This is a genomic window from Bartonella sp. SD1336NMGDW, from assembly GCF_042193565.1.
Taxonomy (GTDB): domain Bacteria; phylum Pseudomonadota; class Alphaproteobacteria; order Rhizobiales; family Rhizobiaceae; genus Bartonella; species Bartonella grahamii.
Map to the genome: position 1 here is coordinate 72,789 of NZ_JBHILW010000003.1, position 14,670 is coordinate 87,458.

Genomic DNA, 14,670 nt, shown 5'->3' on the forward strand with positions numbered 1-14,670 from the left:
TTTACAGCATTTTGAAGTCTTTCTTTAAATAAAAGCTTTTGTTTTGAAATATTGATTTAAATAGAGTTTTATGAGAAGTCTTTTAAAGAATTATGCATCCTTTTGATACAAAGATTATGAGCGTGTGTGTTAACAAAGATGATAAATACCGATTTGGAGGAAAAAGATGCAGAGCATTTCAACATTAAAACTTTTTCGTAATTCGGTATTTCGAAATCTATGGTCATCTACTCTTATTTCTAATTTAGGGGGGCTGATACAGGCTGTTGGAGCAGGGTGGTTAATGGCGTTGATTAGTTCTTCGCATTCCATGGTTGGGCTTGTTCAAAGTGCCACAACATTACCACTTGTTATGTTTTCTTTGATGGCAGGGGCATTAGCGGATAATTTTAATCGGCGTCAAATTATGTTGTGTGCGCAGATTATGATGATGGTCATATCCATGAGTTTATCTGTTTTAGCCTATATGGGATTTCTAACACCTTGGCTTTTGTTATGTTTTACGTTTTTGATTGGATGTGGCACAGCTTTTTATAATCCTTCTTGGCAAGCAACGATAGGAGATATTGTGAGCAGGGAAAATATTCCTGCTGCTGTTAGTTTGAATAGTGTAGGCTTTAATTTGATGCGGAGTGTTGGTCCTGCTATTGGCGGTGCCATCATTGCAACTTTGGGGGCATCTGCTGCTTTTTTGTTTAATGCTATAAGCTATATTCCTCTTATCGGTGCGTTATTTTTCTGGAAGTCGAATTATAAAAAAAACTCATTGCCACGAGAAAGGCTGTTAGGAGCTGTCTCAGATGGTTTGCGTTATGTTGCGATGTCACCTAATCTCCTGAGTATTATGGTTCGAGCGTTCCTTTTTGGTATAGGAGCTATTTCTATTTTAGCACTTTTGCCAATTGTTGCGCATAAAGTTCTTGGAGGAAGTGCCCTTCTTTATGGTACATTGCTCGGTTGTTTTGGGTTAGGAGCCATGACAGCAGGTATTATTAATGCAGTTGTACGGCATCATTTTCGTTCAGAAACAATTATTGCAAGTGCATTTATTGGTTTCGCCTTTTCTTGCTTTTTATTGGGAATCAGCCGTTCACTAATTATAAGCCATATTGCTTTATTTCCTGCAGGTTTATGTTGGGTTTTGGCATTATCATTGTTTAATACATCTGTACAACTCTCTACACCACGCTGGGTTGTTGCACGTTCTTTAGCACTTTATCAAACGGCGTCTTATGGGGGGATGGCTATTGGAAGTGCAATCTGGGGAGGCTTAGCTGATGGTTATTCTCCAACAATTGCTTTGAGTATTTGTTCTCTATTCTTGATTTTTGGTGCTCTTGCGGGGGTAAAATTTAGAATTCAAGAAATTCCTCAGATAGATTTAAATCCTCTTGATCATTTTAGAGAGCCGGAACTATTACTCGACCTCAAAGCAAGAAGTGGCCCGATCATGATAATGATTGATTATCAAATTCATGAAAATGATCTCGAAGAGTTTCTCAAAGTGATGACGCGTCGACGCCATATCCGGTTACGTGATGGTGCGCGTCAGTGGGTTCTTTTACGAGATCTTGAAAGACCTGAATATTGGACAGAGGCTTATCATATGCCGACATGGGTAGATTATTTACGCCATAATCATCGTCGTACAAAAGCGGATGCAGAAGTCAATAAGCGTTTGCGTCATTTAAATTGTGCTCCTAACGGCATAAGAGTGCACCGTATGATTGAACGCCAAACAATACCCCAAGCCAATGAGATGCTTTTAAAAGCCTCCTCTGATCATCTCCCTTAGGGTTAAAACAGTTTTTGTAAAATATTAAATACGTTAATATTATTTCGATCGATTTGTTAGCATAATCATAACAAAAAATTGCTGTTTAAGTGGTTAATAAATTGATTTATAACGATTATTTGTCGTTTTTCATGTTGAGTGATAGTCTTAAAAATCTCAAGCTTTTCTCGTTTCAAATCTATTTAGAGTAAATCAGTCTAAATCTTCGCTTGCACATTACAAATGAGGGTTAAAGTGTGAGTAAAAAACGATTGAATAAGAAATAAAAAGCCTCTTATGAATCCTTTCAAACGCAAGGATTGTTCCGACATTAAGAGGAAAAAGTGTGTGGTGGTGTTAGCTTATAGCACTGACTTAAATTTTGATATGAATACGGTAAATATAGACAATGAAAAGCACCATATTTTTCTTAATTGATAAAGAAAAATATCTTTCCGCAAAAGGTGGTTGTGGAAAAGAATCGATTAAATTGTGAAAATCCGCTTCGGTTTAAATAAACTTTTGTCGAGGGTGCCAATGGCAAGAAGTTGTTCCTTATAGAGGACAAAAATCTCATCTTCGTCAAGAGGTACTTTGTGATGACTTAAGAGGATAGAATGACCCTTTATAATTCTCTGTGCTTGAGTTTCATTAAGGATATAGTGAGGGAGGCAATCCAATGCAGCGCTTGTTTCAATTAAGAGCTCATCGAGTTTTGTGAAGTTTTTTTCAAAAGAACGATTATTTTCATCTGTAGTGTTTTTATTTGGCCGAACGGCCGCTTTTAGTTCGTCCCATGTAATGAGATCTTCTTCATCAAAAGGTGCGACAGAAATACGCCTTAAATCAGCAATATGCCCATAGCAACCTAGATCACGTCCCATATCGCGCGCTAAAGAGCGCACATAAGTTCCTTTTCCGCAGGTTATTTCAAAGACAGAGTGCTCTTTGGTAGGCATTTCTAATAATTTGAAAGTTTCTATTTCCACTTCACGGGGCGGAATTTCAACAACTTCCCCTTCACGCGCTAAATCATAGGCACGATTTCCGGCAATTTTTATTGCTGAAAATTGCGGAGGCGTTTGCAAAATAACACCTGTATATTGAGGAAGAAGAGCAAGTATTTCTTCTTGTGTTGGACGTTTGAGAGAAGTTTTCGTTATTTCGCCCTCTAGATCATCTGTTGAACGCTCTTCTCCCCAAGCGATATGAAAACGGTAAGTTTTTTTGCCTTGCATCACGTAAGGGACGGTTTTGGTTGCTTCGCCCAATGCAATGGGAAGGAGACCAGAAGCAAGAGGATCAAGTGTTCCTGCATGTCCTGCCTTTTGTGCATGAAAGAGCCATTTGATTTGTGAGACAGCTTCTGTTGATTTCATTCCTTTTGGTTTATCAAATATGACCCAGCCAGAAACAGGACGCCCTTTTTTTTTGTGTTGCCGTGCCATATCTTTAATCCTCATCTTTATCACTATGGTGAAGATCGCGAGCAACTTCAGGCGAGCGAAGGAGGGCATCAATTTTTGAAAAATTATCAAAACTATTATCAAGTCGGAAACGCAGTTCAGGCATATATTTCATTTGTCGCAACGCGTGACTGATTTCTCCACGGAGAAAACGACTATGTTTATTGAGGGTATCAACAACATCGGTATGAGAAGCATTTTTAAGAGTGCTGAGAGGTGATACAAAGCAAGTAGCAATTTTTAAATCTGGTGACATGCGTACTTCAGAGACAGAAATAACAATATCTTTCAAGATATCATCAAGCAAAATATCACGCTGTAATATATGCGCTATTGCATGACGTACTTGCTCTGCTACTCTAAGTTGCCGTTGTGAGGGCTTTGCATTTTTCATCAAAGTTTTATCCTTGCTACAAGATCTCTTTTTTTAACCATTTAGATAAGGAAAAAGAGATATTGTGTATAAAACCTAATAACTTTCTTCATTTTACAACAGAGTAAAGTTATTGGATTATTTTATAATGTGCGATTAATATGTTCGATACGGAAGATCTCAATGATGTCTCCTGCGCGCATGTCTTCATAATTTTCAAAGGCTATTCCACATTCTTGACCACTTTGCACTTCATTGACTTCATCCTTAAAGCGTTTGAGTGTTTTCAGCTTTCCTTCGTGAATAACGATATTATCGCGGATAAGGCGAACACCGGCTCCTCGTTCTATTTTACCTTCTGTAACACGACATCCTGCAACTTTTCCAGTTTTTGTAATGTTAAAGACTTCTAGAATTTCAGCATTACCAAGGAAAGTTTCACGCTGTTCTGGTGAGAGTAATCCAGACATGGCAGCCTTAATATCGTCAACAAGATCATAAATGATGTTGTAATAACGAATTTCAATTCCTTGTGTTTTAGCAAAATCACGTGCTTGCTTATTGGCTCGAACATTAAAACCAATTACAGCAGAATTAGAAGCTTCCGCAAGAGAAATATCACTTTCGGTAATTCCTCCCGCACCAGAATGTACAATACGCGCACGAACCTCATCATTTCCGAGTTTTTCCAATGCTGAAGCGATTGCTTCAATTGATCCCTGCACATCCCCTTTTATAATAAGAGAAAATTCCTTAACACCTATCGTTTGCAATTTTGTCATCATCTGTTCAAGAGAACCACGCGAACCAGTTTGCCGCGCAACAGCTTTATCACGTGCTAATCGTTGACGGTATTCAGAAATTTCACGTGCCTTTGCTTCATGCGTAACAACAGCAAAACGGTCACCAGCTTGAGGTGTTCCCTGCATGCCCAAAATTTCAATCGGTGTAGAGGGGAGCGCTTCTTTAATATGGCGACCATGGTCATCAATCAAAGCACGCACACGACCCCATTCATTTCCGGCAACTATAATATCAGAAGGGTGTAATGTACCTTTTTGAACAAGAACTGTTGCAACAGATCCACGTCCGCGATCCAATTTGGCTTCAATGATAACGCCCTCTGCAGTTCGTTGAGAATCTGCTTTCAGATCAAGCATTTCAGCTTGAAGAAGGATAGCTTCGAGAAGTTTATCAAGATTTTGACCAGTTTTAGCAGAAACTTCAACGTCCAAAGTTTCTCCGCCCATAGTTTCAACAAATACTTCATGTTGTAAAAGTTCTGTACGCACTTTTTGTGCATTCGCAGCTGGTTTATCAATTTTGTTGATAGCAACAATGATAGGTACACCAGCGGCTTTCGCATGATTGATTGATTCAATCGTTTGGGGCATAACACTATCATCAGCGGCTACAACGAGAACAGCAATATCGGTAACACGAGCTCCACGTGCACGCATAGCCGTAAATGCAGCATGTCCTGGTGTATCAATAAAGGTAATTTTTTGACCGTTTTGTTCTACTTGATAGGCACCAATATGCTGCGTAATACCTCCTGCTTCGCCAGAAACAACATTTGCTTTACGAATAGCATCCAAAAGAGAAGTTTTTCCGTGGTCAACATGGCCCATAATGGTTACAACAGGAGGGCGCTGCTGCATGTTTTGAGGATTATCTGTTATATTAAAGATACCTTCCTCTACGTCAGATTCTAAAACACGTTTAACAGTATGGCCAAATTCAACAGCGATGAGTTCGGCAACATCTGCATCAATAACATCGCCAGGTTTCATCATTTGTCCTTGTTTCATCAAGAATTTAATCACATCAACAGAACGCTCAGTCATACGTTGTGCGAGCTCTTGAATGGTAATCGTTTCAGGAAGAACAACTTCGCGAGAAATTTTTTCTCTTGGTTCTTGATTTTGTGCACGCTTAAACTTTTCCTGTCTACGCCGCATTGCAGCCATTGAGCGTCCACGTGCGCTTCCTTCTTCATCCAGTGCACTATTCAGAGTTAGCTTTCCGCGTCGCCGCTCATCAGCTCCTTTGACAACTTTTGGTACACGTATTTCTGATTTAGCAGGATTAGCACGTCGACTATGCCGTTCTTCCTCTTTATTTTCATCTATTTTGCGTTTTTCAACCACAGTTGTGTTTTTAGGCGCAATAGAAATATCTGTCTGTTCAATGAGAGGGGGAACAGGTGGAGCCTGTACTGGCGATATTTCTTCTTCTTGTTGGAGATGTATTTCTTTTTCTTTAATTTCTTGCTGTAAAATTTCTTCACGCTCTTTAGCGCGTCTTGCTTCTTCTTCGGCTTGTTCTCGTGTTATTCTTTCTTGGATATGTGCTTCTTCTAATGCGCGAAGTCTCGCTTCCATTTCAGTCGATGAAAGATTGCTTTTGGTCACAGATTCTTGAGGCTTTTTTCCCTCAAAACGCGGTTTAGAGCGCTGAGGGGCCACATGCGGCTTTGTAATGGGCTGTGGGGTTTCAGCTTTTTCATCAGGTCGCGTAATTTTACGCCGTTTGGTTTCGACAACGACAGCCTTCGTACGGCCATGGCTAAAATTTTGTTTGACCGTGCTCGTTTCCAAGACAGACCGCTTGAGAGTTAGTGTCTTCTTGACTGTTGTTTTGTCGTTGTTATTTTCACTCATTGTATTTCCTTCACGGCTTGTGCCGTCATCTCACTAGGCTTACTATGCTTGTCGTCACGATAGCTGATCAATTTATATGTCGTTTTGAGAAATCCCTCAGCAGCTTTTGTGTCCAATAAGGCCGCGTGCATTACAGGATTAGAGCCAAAAGCCACTTGCATTTCATCACTTGTAAATAAAGATATGGTTTTTATAGTCCGATTTGTTTGTTGTTGTATTGAATGGATGGCCTGTGCAATTTTTCGTTTCCCATCATCTGTTGTTTCTTTAGCATGAAGTACAAGAATAACTTTACCAGATCGGATAGCAGCATCAACCTTTGTTGCTCCCATAACAATTGCTCCCGCTTTTCGTGCCATGGAAAGGCTTGAAAGAGCGGCTTTTAGTAAAAGCGTATCAACAACATGCACAAGATTTGGCGCAACCTCAACATCTGTTTTAAAATTTCTATGAAAAGCTTTCTGTTTGATTGCTTTCTCAATAATAGCGTGATGGGCAGAAATCCAAACGCCACGCCCTGGTAAATTCGCTTTAAGATCAGGAACAATTTGGTTATTGGGACCAATAACAAAACGGATCAGCGTTTGTGCTGAAGCATTTTTTCTGGTCACAATGCAAGTCCGTTCATTCATTTAAAGTGTATCCACATCCAAATCATCTGTTTTTTCATTTTCTGCAGAATTTTCATCTTCTACAGGATTTTCTGTAACAAGATCAGCTTGGTCTATCCAGCCTGCTTGTACACGTGCGGCTAAAACCATAGCTTCTGCATCCGCGCGTGTAATGTCAAAAGGGGTTAAAATACCAGAAAAATTCTGTGTTTGACCTTCTTTGCGTTCTCTCCAACCAGCTAAATCATCAACGGCATAGCCAGCAAAGTCTTCTATTGTTTTTACACCATCCTCACCTACAGCAACCAACATAGCACTTGTCATTCCAGGAAGTGTTCGCAATTCGTCAGAAACTCCGAGCTTTTTGCGTTTTTCATCGAGTTCTTTTTCTTGATGATCAAGATATTCTCGGGCACGACTTTGGATTTCAGCGGCGGTATCATGGTCAAAACCATCAATAGAAGCGATCTCTTCAAGATCAATATAGGCGATTTCTTCAATAGAAGAAAAACCCTCTGATGCCATAACTTGTCCGATCATTTCGTCAACCTCTAAGGCTTCCATAAACAATTTACTCCGTTCAGTAAATTCTTTTTGACGATTTTCAGATTCTTCCTTTTCCGTTAAAATATCAATGTTCCATCCTGTTAGTTGCGAAGCCAAGCGAACATTTTGTCCACGTCGTCCAATAGCAAGGCTAAGTTGATCATCTGGCACAATAACTTCAATCCGTTCAGCATCTTCATCAAGGATGATTTTAGAAACTTCAGCAGGTTGCAGTGCATTAACGACAAATGTTGCCGCATCAGGCGACCAAGGAATAATATCAATTTTTTCGCCTTGTAATTCAGCAACAACAGCTTGTACACGACTTCCTCGCATTCCAACGCATGCTCCAACAGGATCAATGGAACCATCGCGTGAAACAACTGCGATTTTAGCCCGTGAACCTGGATCACGAGCAACAGATTTGATTTCTATAATACCATCATAAATTTCTGGCACTTCCATAGTGAAAAGTTTTACCATAAATTGGGGATGTGTGCGTGAAAGGAAAATTTGCGGACCACGCGTTTCACGGTGTACATCATTGACAAAAGCACGAATACGATCTCCATAGCGGAATGATTCACGAGGAATTAATTCATCACGGCGCACAATAGCTTCACCACGTCCGAGATCAACGATAACATTACCATATTCCACACGCTTAACTGTACCAGAAATAATTTCACCAACTTTATTTTTGAATTCTTCATATTGCTGATCACGCTCTGCGTCGCGTACTTTTTGTACAATAACCTGTTTAGCAGATTGTGCTGCGATACGTCCAAAATCCATAGGAGGTAAAAGATCAGCAAAAAAATCACCAATTTTTGCTTCTGCTTGATGTTTAAGAGCATCAGACAAAGTAATTTCCGTTGTATAGTCTTCAACGACATCAACGATTTTAAGCAGGCGCTGTAATTTAATTTCACCTGTTTTAGAATTGATTTCAGCACGGATATTTGTTTCTTGACCATAACGAGAACGTGCTGCTTTTTGAATAGCATCAGCCATCGCAGAAATGACAATTTCACGGTCGATTGACTTTTCACGTGCAACAGCATCTGCAATTTGCAGAATCTCAAGCCTGTTAGCGCTTGTAGCCATCAATTTTCTCCTTCTTTGTGCCACACGATGGGTATTTCCCAGTGATATTATTTTTTGAAATTGAGCGTCTGTATAGAGTCGTTAGCTTTCTCTTCAGCAATGAATTGTTGACCTAACTCTTTATTTTTTTTCAATGCATCGCGAATAAGCTCATCGGTAAGCACTAAATGCGCATTTATGATATCACAAAAGGAAATAGGGGTATACATGGCTTCTCCATAAGCAGCTTTATCAGTGTTTAAAATAAATCCATCTTGCGTGATATTTGTAAGTGTCCCGCGAAATTTTCGGCGCCCATCAATTGTTATTTTGGTTTCAATTTTTGCAAGATGCCCTTGCCAATGAAAAAAGTCAGATTTTCTTACCAATGGACGATCAATTCCAGGTGATGAGATTTCTAAATGATATTTGCGTTCAATAACATTTTGTACATCAAGGAGGGGGGAAACAGTTCGACTAACAGTTTCACAATCTTCTACGGTCATAGAACCATCGGCACGTTCAACCATAATTTGAAGTGTTAAACCATTTTGACCAAGAAGTTTCACACGAACCAAACGAAAACCTAAAGGTTTAAGTAGTGGTATGACAAGAGCAGCAACCTGTGCTTCGATACCATCTTCTTCAAACAGGCGTGGTTCGTCAAGATTGCTTATTTTTTCAGCTTCGTTCATACATTTTATCCAAGTTGGTTTCATCAGTTTTATGATATTAAAAAAGAGCGGGTCCAACGGCCCACCCTTCATCATAAGACCAAGAATTTAACTATTGATACTCTTAAATTCAAAATTTTTCAAGTTGTTTATGAGAAAAGCGCTTGATCATTTATTTCTTGATAAAGGTAAGATAGGCAGGTGTTCGTCCTTCGCGTAAAGCTTTTGCTTCATAGCGGGTTCCTTTCCATAGTGGATAAGGGAGTTTCCAGTCTTGAGGGCTTTCTGCTTTCCATTCAAAGTGATCATGTTGTGCACAATGGTACAAAGTCCAGTTTACATAACTGTCTATATCGCTAGCAAAGCGGAATTTTTTGCCTGTTTTAAGAACGCGCGCAAAACGATTAAGATTTTTTATGTTGATGAAGCGTCGTTTCCAATGCTTTTTTTTAGGCCATGGATCAGGGTAGAAAAGGTCTATTCCATCGAGTGATGCATTTGGGAGCCAATCAAGGAGGCGTGTAGCATCATCATCATAGAGTCGGAGATGATTTTGATGCTGTGCATGCTGTTCAAGAGACATTAACATTTTTGCCATGCCATTAATGAAGGGCTCGATGCCAATAAAACCGGTTTGTGGAAAATATTCCATTTCATGAAGTAAATGTTCACCTCCACCAAAGCCGATTTCAAGTCGAATTTCTCTTACTTTGCTTGAAAATAAGGATGTAAGGTTTGAGGGAGGAGGGACATTTAAATCAATGTTAAGAGTTGGGAGAAGCGTTTTTATACGGATAAGCTGACAGTTTCGTAATCGTTTTCCTTGTCGGCGTCCAAAAAATGCTTCACTCTTGCGTGTATTATATTTAATCATGGAATTTGGATCATTGTTTGAAGCGTTTTCACGAGATCAGTTTTTTCCCATGAAAACGAACCATCGTGTTTTGGTTTTCGCCCAAAATGACCATAGGCAGCTGTTTTCGCATAAATAGGTTTATTGAGGTCAAGATGTTTTCGAATGCCGGTAGGTGAAAGGTCCATTATTTTGCGAATGGCTGCTTCAATAACTTTTTCATCGACTTTTCCTGTTCCATGAAGATTAAGATAAATAGATAAAGGTTGTGCAATACCAATTGCATAAGAGAGTTGAATGGTGCATCGCTCTGCTAAATGAGCCGCAACAATATTTTTAGCCAGATAGCGTGCCGCATAGGCTGCAGAACGATCAACTTTTGTTGTATCTTTTCCTGAAAAAGCACCGCCTCCATGGGGTGCTGCGCCTCCATAAGTATCCACAATAATTTTGCGTCCTGTTAATCCGGCATCGCTTTGAGGACCACCAATGACAAATTTTCCTGTTGGGTTAATATACCAACTGCATTGAGCTGCAATGGGAATGTCATGTAAAGCTTGACGAATGTAAGGTTCAACCACTGTACGTACCTTGTTGGAATCCCAGCTTTCATCGAGGTGCTGAGTTGAAAGAACAATGGATGTGACCTCTATCGGTTTTCCATTTTTATAGCGTATGGTTATTTGGCTTTTAGCATCTGGTCCTAATTTTCCAGCTTCTCCCTCTCCTTTATGACGGGCTGCGGCAAGAAGTTTGAGAATTTTATGCGCATAATAAATTGGCGCAGGCATGAAATCAGGTGTTTCACGGCAAGCATATCCAAACATGATGCCTTGATCACCTGCTCCTTCTTCACCATGCCGATCCGTAGCATTATCAACCCCTCTTGCTATGTCAGCTGATTGAGGGCGCAAAAGAACATCAATTTTAACAGTTTTCCAATGGAATCCTGCTTGTTCATAGCCAATGGTCCGAATAGCACGGCGCGCTGCTGTACGAAAACGCGTAGGATTAATGAGTGGAAAGCCAGTTTCATCATAGATAAATTCTTTATTTTTATCTTTTTTTAATAGCGTATCGGGGACACGCACTTCACCAGCGATAACAACACGGTTGACACTGACGAGAGTTTCACAGGCAACGCGTATTAACCATGGATCAGTACCAGTCTTTTCAGCTTCTTTATAGATCATATCAACGATTTCATCGGAAATACGATCACAAATTTTATCAGGATGTCCTTCCGATACCGATTCGCTCGTAAAAAGATAATCTTGATGCGGCATAGGAACTCCTTCAAAAAAGAAAATCAACGATTTAATTAATTGCTTACTAAAGTTGTCACGATTTGCTAATTCTACAGCAAATCGTCAATGAAAATTTATATGAATAAAAGAGAAAAGATATAATTTAAATTTATAGCTTATTTGTCAAATCTTCCTCAGAAAGTGCTTTTGCCAAATCAATAATTTTTCGACGCACTTTAGCATCAGATATATTTGTAAAAGCGCGCATGAGCTGAATCCCTTCGCTGCTAGAACAAAAGTCTATAAAATTGTGATCATTTTCAGCAAAACCCTCTACTTGTTGGGAGGTAATACCTTTATCAAAAAAGTAAGAAACAGGAACATCCATAATTTCCGCTATCGCTTGAAGACGACTGGCACCAATACGGTTTGTTCCTTTTTCATATTTTTGGATTTGCTGAAAAGTAATTCCTAATTTTTCACCTAGTTTCTCTTGAGTGAGTCCTAAAATATTACGACGTAAGCGGATACGAGTTCCAACATAGATATCTATAGGGTCAGGTTTTTTTCTAGTTTCGGTCATAATGCAACTCTTTATTTCCAGCACTTTTATTCTAAACCAACATCATATTTATGCGCAGCTGATTTATCATATAATTAAAATAATATGTAATATTTTTTCCCAATATTACTGGTAAACGCAACATAATACCGTACAAAGGGCACTTGAATCATTTAAGCTGTTTTGTAGAACCAAAACCAACACGACACAATAGCATAAGGATGAATAAGATAAAAGTAGAGAAAGTTCTGTATTCATTGCTTCCTATAGGGGTAATGGATGATGGAACTTGTGAATCAATAATGCCCACAGCATTTTGTTGAAGAGCTACAACGATTCGTCCATAAGAATCAATAACAGCTGATATTCCGTTATTGGCTGCTCGTATGAGGGGGATTCCGAGTTCAACGGCACGAAGTTGTGCTTGTTGAAGATGTTGATAGGGTCCTGGTGTTACACCAAACCATGCATCATTTGTAATATTAATAATTGCTTGAGGCGGGGAGCCTTTAAAAGTCATTTCATGAGGAAATATTGCTTCATAACAAATCAAGGGTAGATAAGAAAATCCGTTTGGCATTGTAACAATTTTGCGCACACTTGCAGCACTATATCCACCAATATTATCGGCAAGGGTACGCAATCCAATTTTTTTCAATAAATTCTGATAAGGAAGATATTCACCAAAAGGAACCAAATGAAGTTTATCGGAAGTATTTAAAATATTACCTTGAGCATTAATGACTGCAATTGTATTAAAATATTGTGTTTGGGAATGAGGTAGATCATTGCTGGCTCGTATTGCTCCGATAATAGCCCATTGTTTAGGTTTTAAAAGAGAGGCAATGCGCATTGTGATAGATGAGTTATCATAGAGAAGGTAAGGAACGGAAGCTTCGGGCCATACGATAAAATCGGGTTCTGAATTTTGATCGGTTGTTGGCATTGCACTTAGATTCATATGCGCTTCCAACATAGCTTCTCGTGTATTATCACGCAATTTTATATTTTGTTGGATGGAAGGTTGAACAATGCGCACCCAATAAGAACTTTTTTGATTTTTAGCTGTGTTTTCTATAGTATGAAGACGATAAAACCCAAAACCACTGTGAATGAATATAAGTGATAAGCAAAGAGAGAGTGCCACTTTCTTTTTTTCATTTGTTAATAAAACAGTTGGCAAACTGTAGGCTAAGACAGCAAGAATATTCATTCCGTAAAGTCCCACGATTGCATCAGATTGCATGAACATTGGGGTTGGCATGGCTGTATAGCCAAGAGCATTCCATGGAAATCCTGTGAATAAAAACGCACGCAACCACTCGGACAATCCTAATGCAAAGGCTAAAACAAAAAAGCGTGCTATTCCTTTTGTCCATAATAAACCGACAATGAAACCAGAAAAAAACCAATAAAGAGAAAGGTAGAGTGGAGGAACTAAAATGGCTAATGGGACTGCCCAACCAAAAGAATCTGGATCTGTTAACAAAGCATTGCATAGCCACCAAAGTCCGCAAATAAAATAACTAAAACCAAAGGTTCCACAGCTTAAAGCGTAAGTAAAAAAATGTTTTTTATTGTTTTTTGCGTCCCGTATTGAGTCCAGCAAAACAATAAAGAGAGGGAAAGTTAAAAAGCAAAGAGGTGTCAAATAAAAGGGTGGAAGTGCAAAAGAAGTAAGAGCACCACAGAGAAATATCCATGCTTGGCGCTTCCAACCGGTAACAGAGGACAAAAAAACGATAAAATTGTTTAAAAACGCTGGACTATTCTTTAGGGATGACATTGTTCTCAAGATTCTCATTTTTTGGAATGCGAAAAATACGCAATCGCTTAATCCGGCGTTTATCAGCTTCTAAAATACGAAATCTATAACCAGGTACAGCTTCGACAATTTCACCTTTGGCAGGAATGCGATCAAGAATGGAGACGATCAAACCACCAATCGTATCAACATCATCACCATATTCCCCTACGATAAAATCAGGACCAAGAGCTTTCTCCACATCTTCTAGTTCAGTTCTTGCATCAACGAGCCATTTATTGTTTGGTTCACGTACGATAGCATTGTCGACATTATCATGTTCATCTTCGATATCACCAACAACCAATTCAACAATATCCTCCATTGAAACGAGACCATCTGTTCCCCCATGTTCATCAATAACTAAAGCCATTTGAGTTCGTGTAGTTTGCATTCGTGTTAATAATTTGCTTGCAAGCATGGAACTTGGAACAAAGAGAACAGTTCGGATCAGATCCAATTCACCGATTGGGGTATGTAAGTCTGTATGGTTTAATTGAAGCAAATCGGATTTCTGTTCGGTTTTTGTTGGGCTGACAATAAAGCGAGTCATATAGTTAAGAATATCGCGGATATGAATCATGCCACGCGGATCATCTAAAGTTTCAGCATAAACAGGTAAGCGAGAATGACCAATTTTTGCGAAGCATTTAAGGGTTTCTCCAAGTGAAGTGTTTATTTCCAGTGCTTCGATTTCAGAACGTGGTATCATAACATCATCCACGCGTGCTTCACGTAAGCGTAAAATATTATGCAACATAGTACGTTCTTCAGGTGAGAAGAGGGCAGTGTCTTTTTTATTGTCAGTCGTGAGTGCAACGGTAAGATCATCGCGCAGTGATGTAGACACACAATTACGACCCCGTAAAAATGAAAACAAATGATTCATCAGAGAATATTTTTCTGTATGATTCGTCTGTTGAGAGGTTTTTTTTTCATTATTAGAAGATGTTTGACTATTATTTTGTGCATTTGTTTTGTTTGTCATGGTTTTGAAATCTTCTAAACTTT

At 39.1% G+C, this 14,670-nt stretch carries 12 protein-coding genes; 1 reads left to right on the top strand and 11 read right to left on the bottom strand.

The window, feature by feature from the left end; translation table 11 throughout:
- The first annotated feature begins 166 nt into the window (after window positions 1–166).
- Complete coding sequence (locus ACFIKH_RS03100) at window positions 167–1,795, top strand: MFS transporter (protein ID WP_273787792.1); 1,629 nt, start codon at window positions 167–169, stop codon at window positions 1,793–1,795.
- Between the two features lie 464 nt (window positions 1,796–2,259).
- Here the strand turns inward: ACFIKH_RS03100 and truB are convergent, their stop codons facing one another.
- From truB to ACFIKH_RS03155, 11 genes are all read right to left on the bottom strand, one after another.
- On the bottom strand, window positions 2,260–3,222 hold the full coding sequence (gene truB, locus ACFIKH_RS03105) for a tRNA pseudouridine(55) synthase TruB (RefSeq protein ID WP_375653780.1): 963 nt from the start codon (window positions 3,220–3,222) through the stop codon (window positions 2,260–2,262).
- 4 nt (window positions 3,223–3,226) lie between these two features.
- Window positions 3,227–3,634 (bottom strand): 30S ribosome-binding factor RbfA, encoded by a 408-nt coding sequence (gene rbfA, locus ACFIKH_RS03110; RefSeq protein WP_273787793.1) that lies wholly within the window; start codon window positions 3,632–3,634, stop codon window positions 3,227–3,229.
- 122 nt (window positions 3,635–3,756) lie between these two features.
- A complete protein-coding gene (gene infB / locus ACFIKH_RS03115) occupies window positions 3,757–6,276 on the bottom strand; it encodes a translation initiation factor IF-2 (RefSeq protein WP_375626757.1) in 2,520 nt (839 codons plus the stop codon).
- The gene (locus ACFIKH_RS03120) at window positions 6,273–6,908 is read right to left on the bottom strand and encodes an RNA-binding protein (protein WP_375626759.1); all 636 of its coding nucleotides are present in this window, start codon (window positions 6,906–6,908) and stop codon (window positions 6,273–6,275) included. The genes infB and ACFIKH_RS03120 overlap by 4 nt, the downstream gene beginning before the upstream one ends.
- Window positions 6,909–8,540: a transcription termination factor NusA gene (gene nusA / locus ACFIKH_RS03125; protein ID WP_375625637.1), complete on the bottom strand. Its 1,632-nt coding sequence runs from the start codon at window positions 8,538–8,540 to the stop codon at window positions 6,909–6,911.
- Between the two features lie 47 nt (window positions 8,541–8,587).
- Window positions 8,588–9,238, bottom strand: a complete 651-nt coding sequence (gene rimP / locus ACFIKH_RS03130) for a ribosome maturation factor RimP (protein ID WP_375626871.1) — start codon at window positions 9,236–9,238, stop codon at window positions 8,588–8,590.
- Between the two features lie 127 nt (window positions 9,239–9,365).
- On the bottom strand, window positions 9,366–10,067 hold the full coding sequence (locus tag ACFIKH_RS03135) for a tRNA (guanine(46)-N(7))-methyltransferase TrmB (protein ID WP_375626763.1): 702 nt from the start codon (window positions 10,065–10,067) through the stop codon (window positions 9,366–9,368).
- Window positions 10,064–11,332 (bottom strand): methionine adenosyltransferase, encoded by a 1,269-nt coding sequence (gene metK, locus ACFIKH_RS03140; protein WP_375625641.1) that lies wholly within the window; start codon window positions 11,330–11,332, stop codon window positions 10,064–10,066. Before metK ends, ACFIKH_RS03135 begins: the two co-directional genes overlap by 4 nt.
- Before the next feature lie 130 nt (window positions 11,333–11,462).
- Window positions 11,463–11,876, bottom strand: a complete 414-nt coding sequence (locus ACFIKH_RS03145; protein ID WP_330168649.1) for a helix-turn-helix transcriptional regulator — start codon at window positions 11,874–11,876, stop codon at window positions 11,463–11,465.
- A gap of 148 nt (window positions 11,877–12,024) precedes the next feature.
- Entirely contained in the window at window positions 12,025–13,659 is a 1,635-nt protein-coding gene (lnt, locus tag ACFIKH_RS03150) for an apolipoprotein N-acyltransferase (RefSeq protein ID WP_375625643.1), read from the bottom strand.
- Entirely contained in the window at window positions 13,622–14,647 is a 1,026-nt protein-coding gene (locus tag ACFIKH_RS03155; protein ID WP_375625645.1) for a hemolysin family protein, read from the bottom strand. Before ACFIKH_RS03155 ends, lnt begins: the two co-directional genes overlap by 38 nt.
- Window positions 14,648–14,670 lie beyond the last annotated feature (23 nt).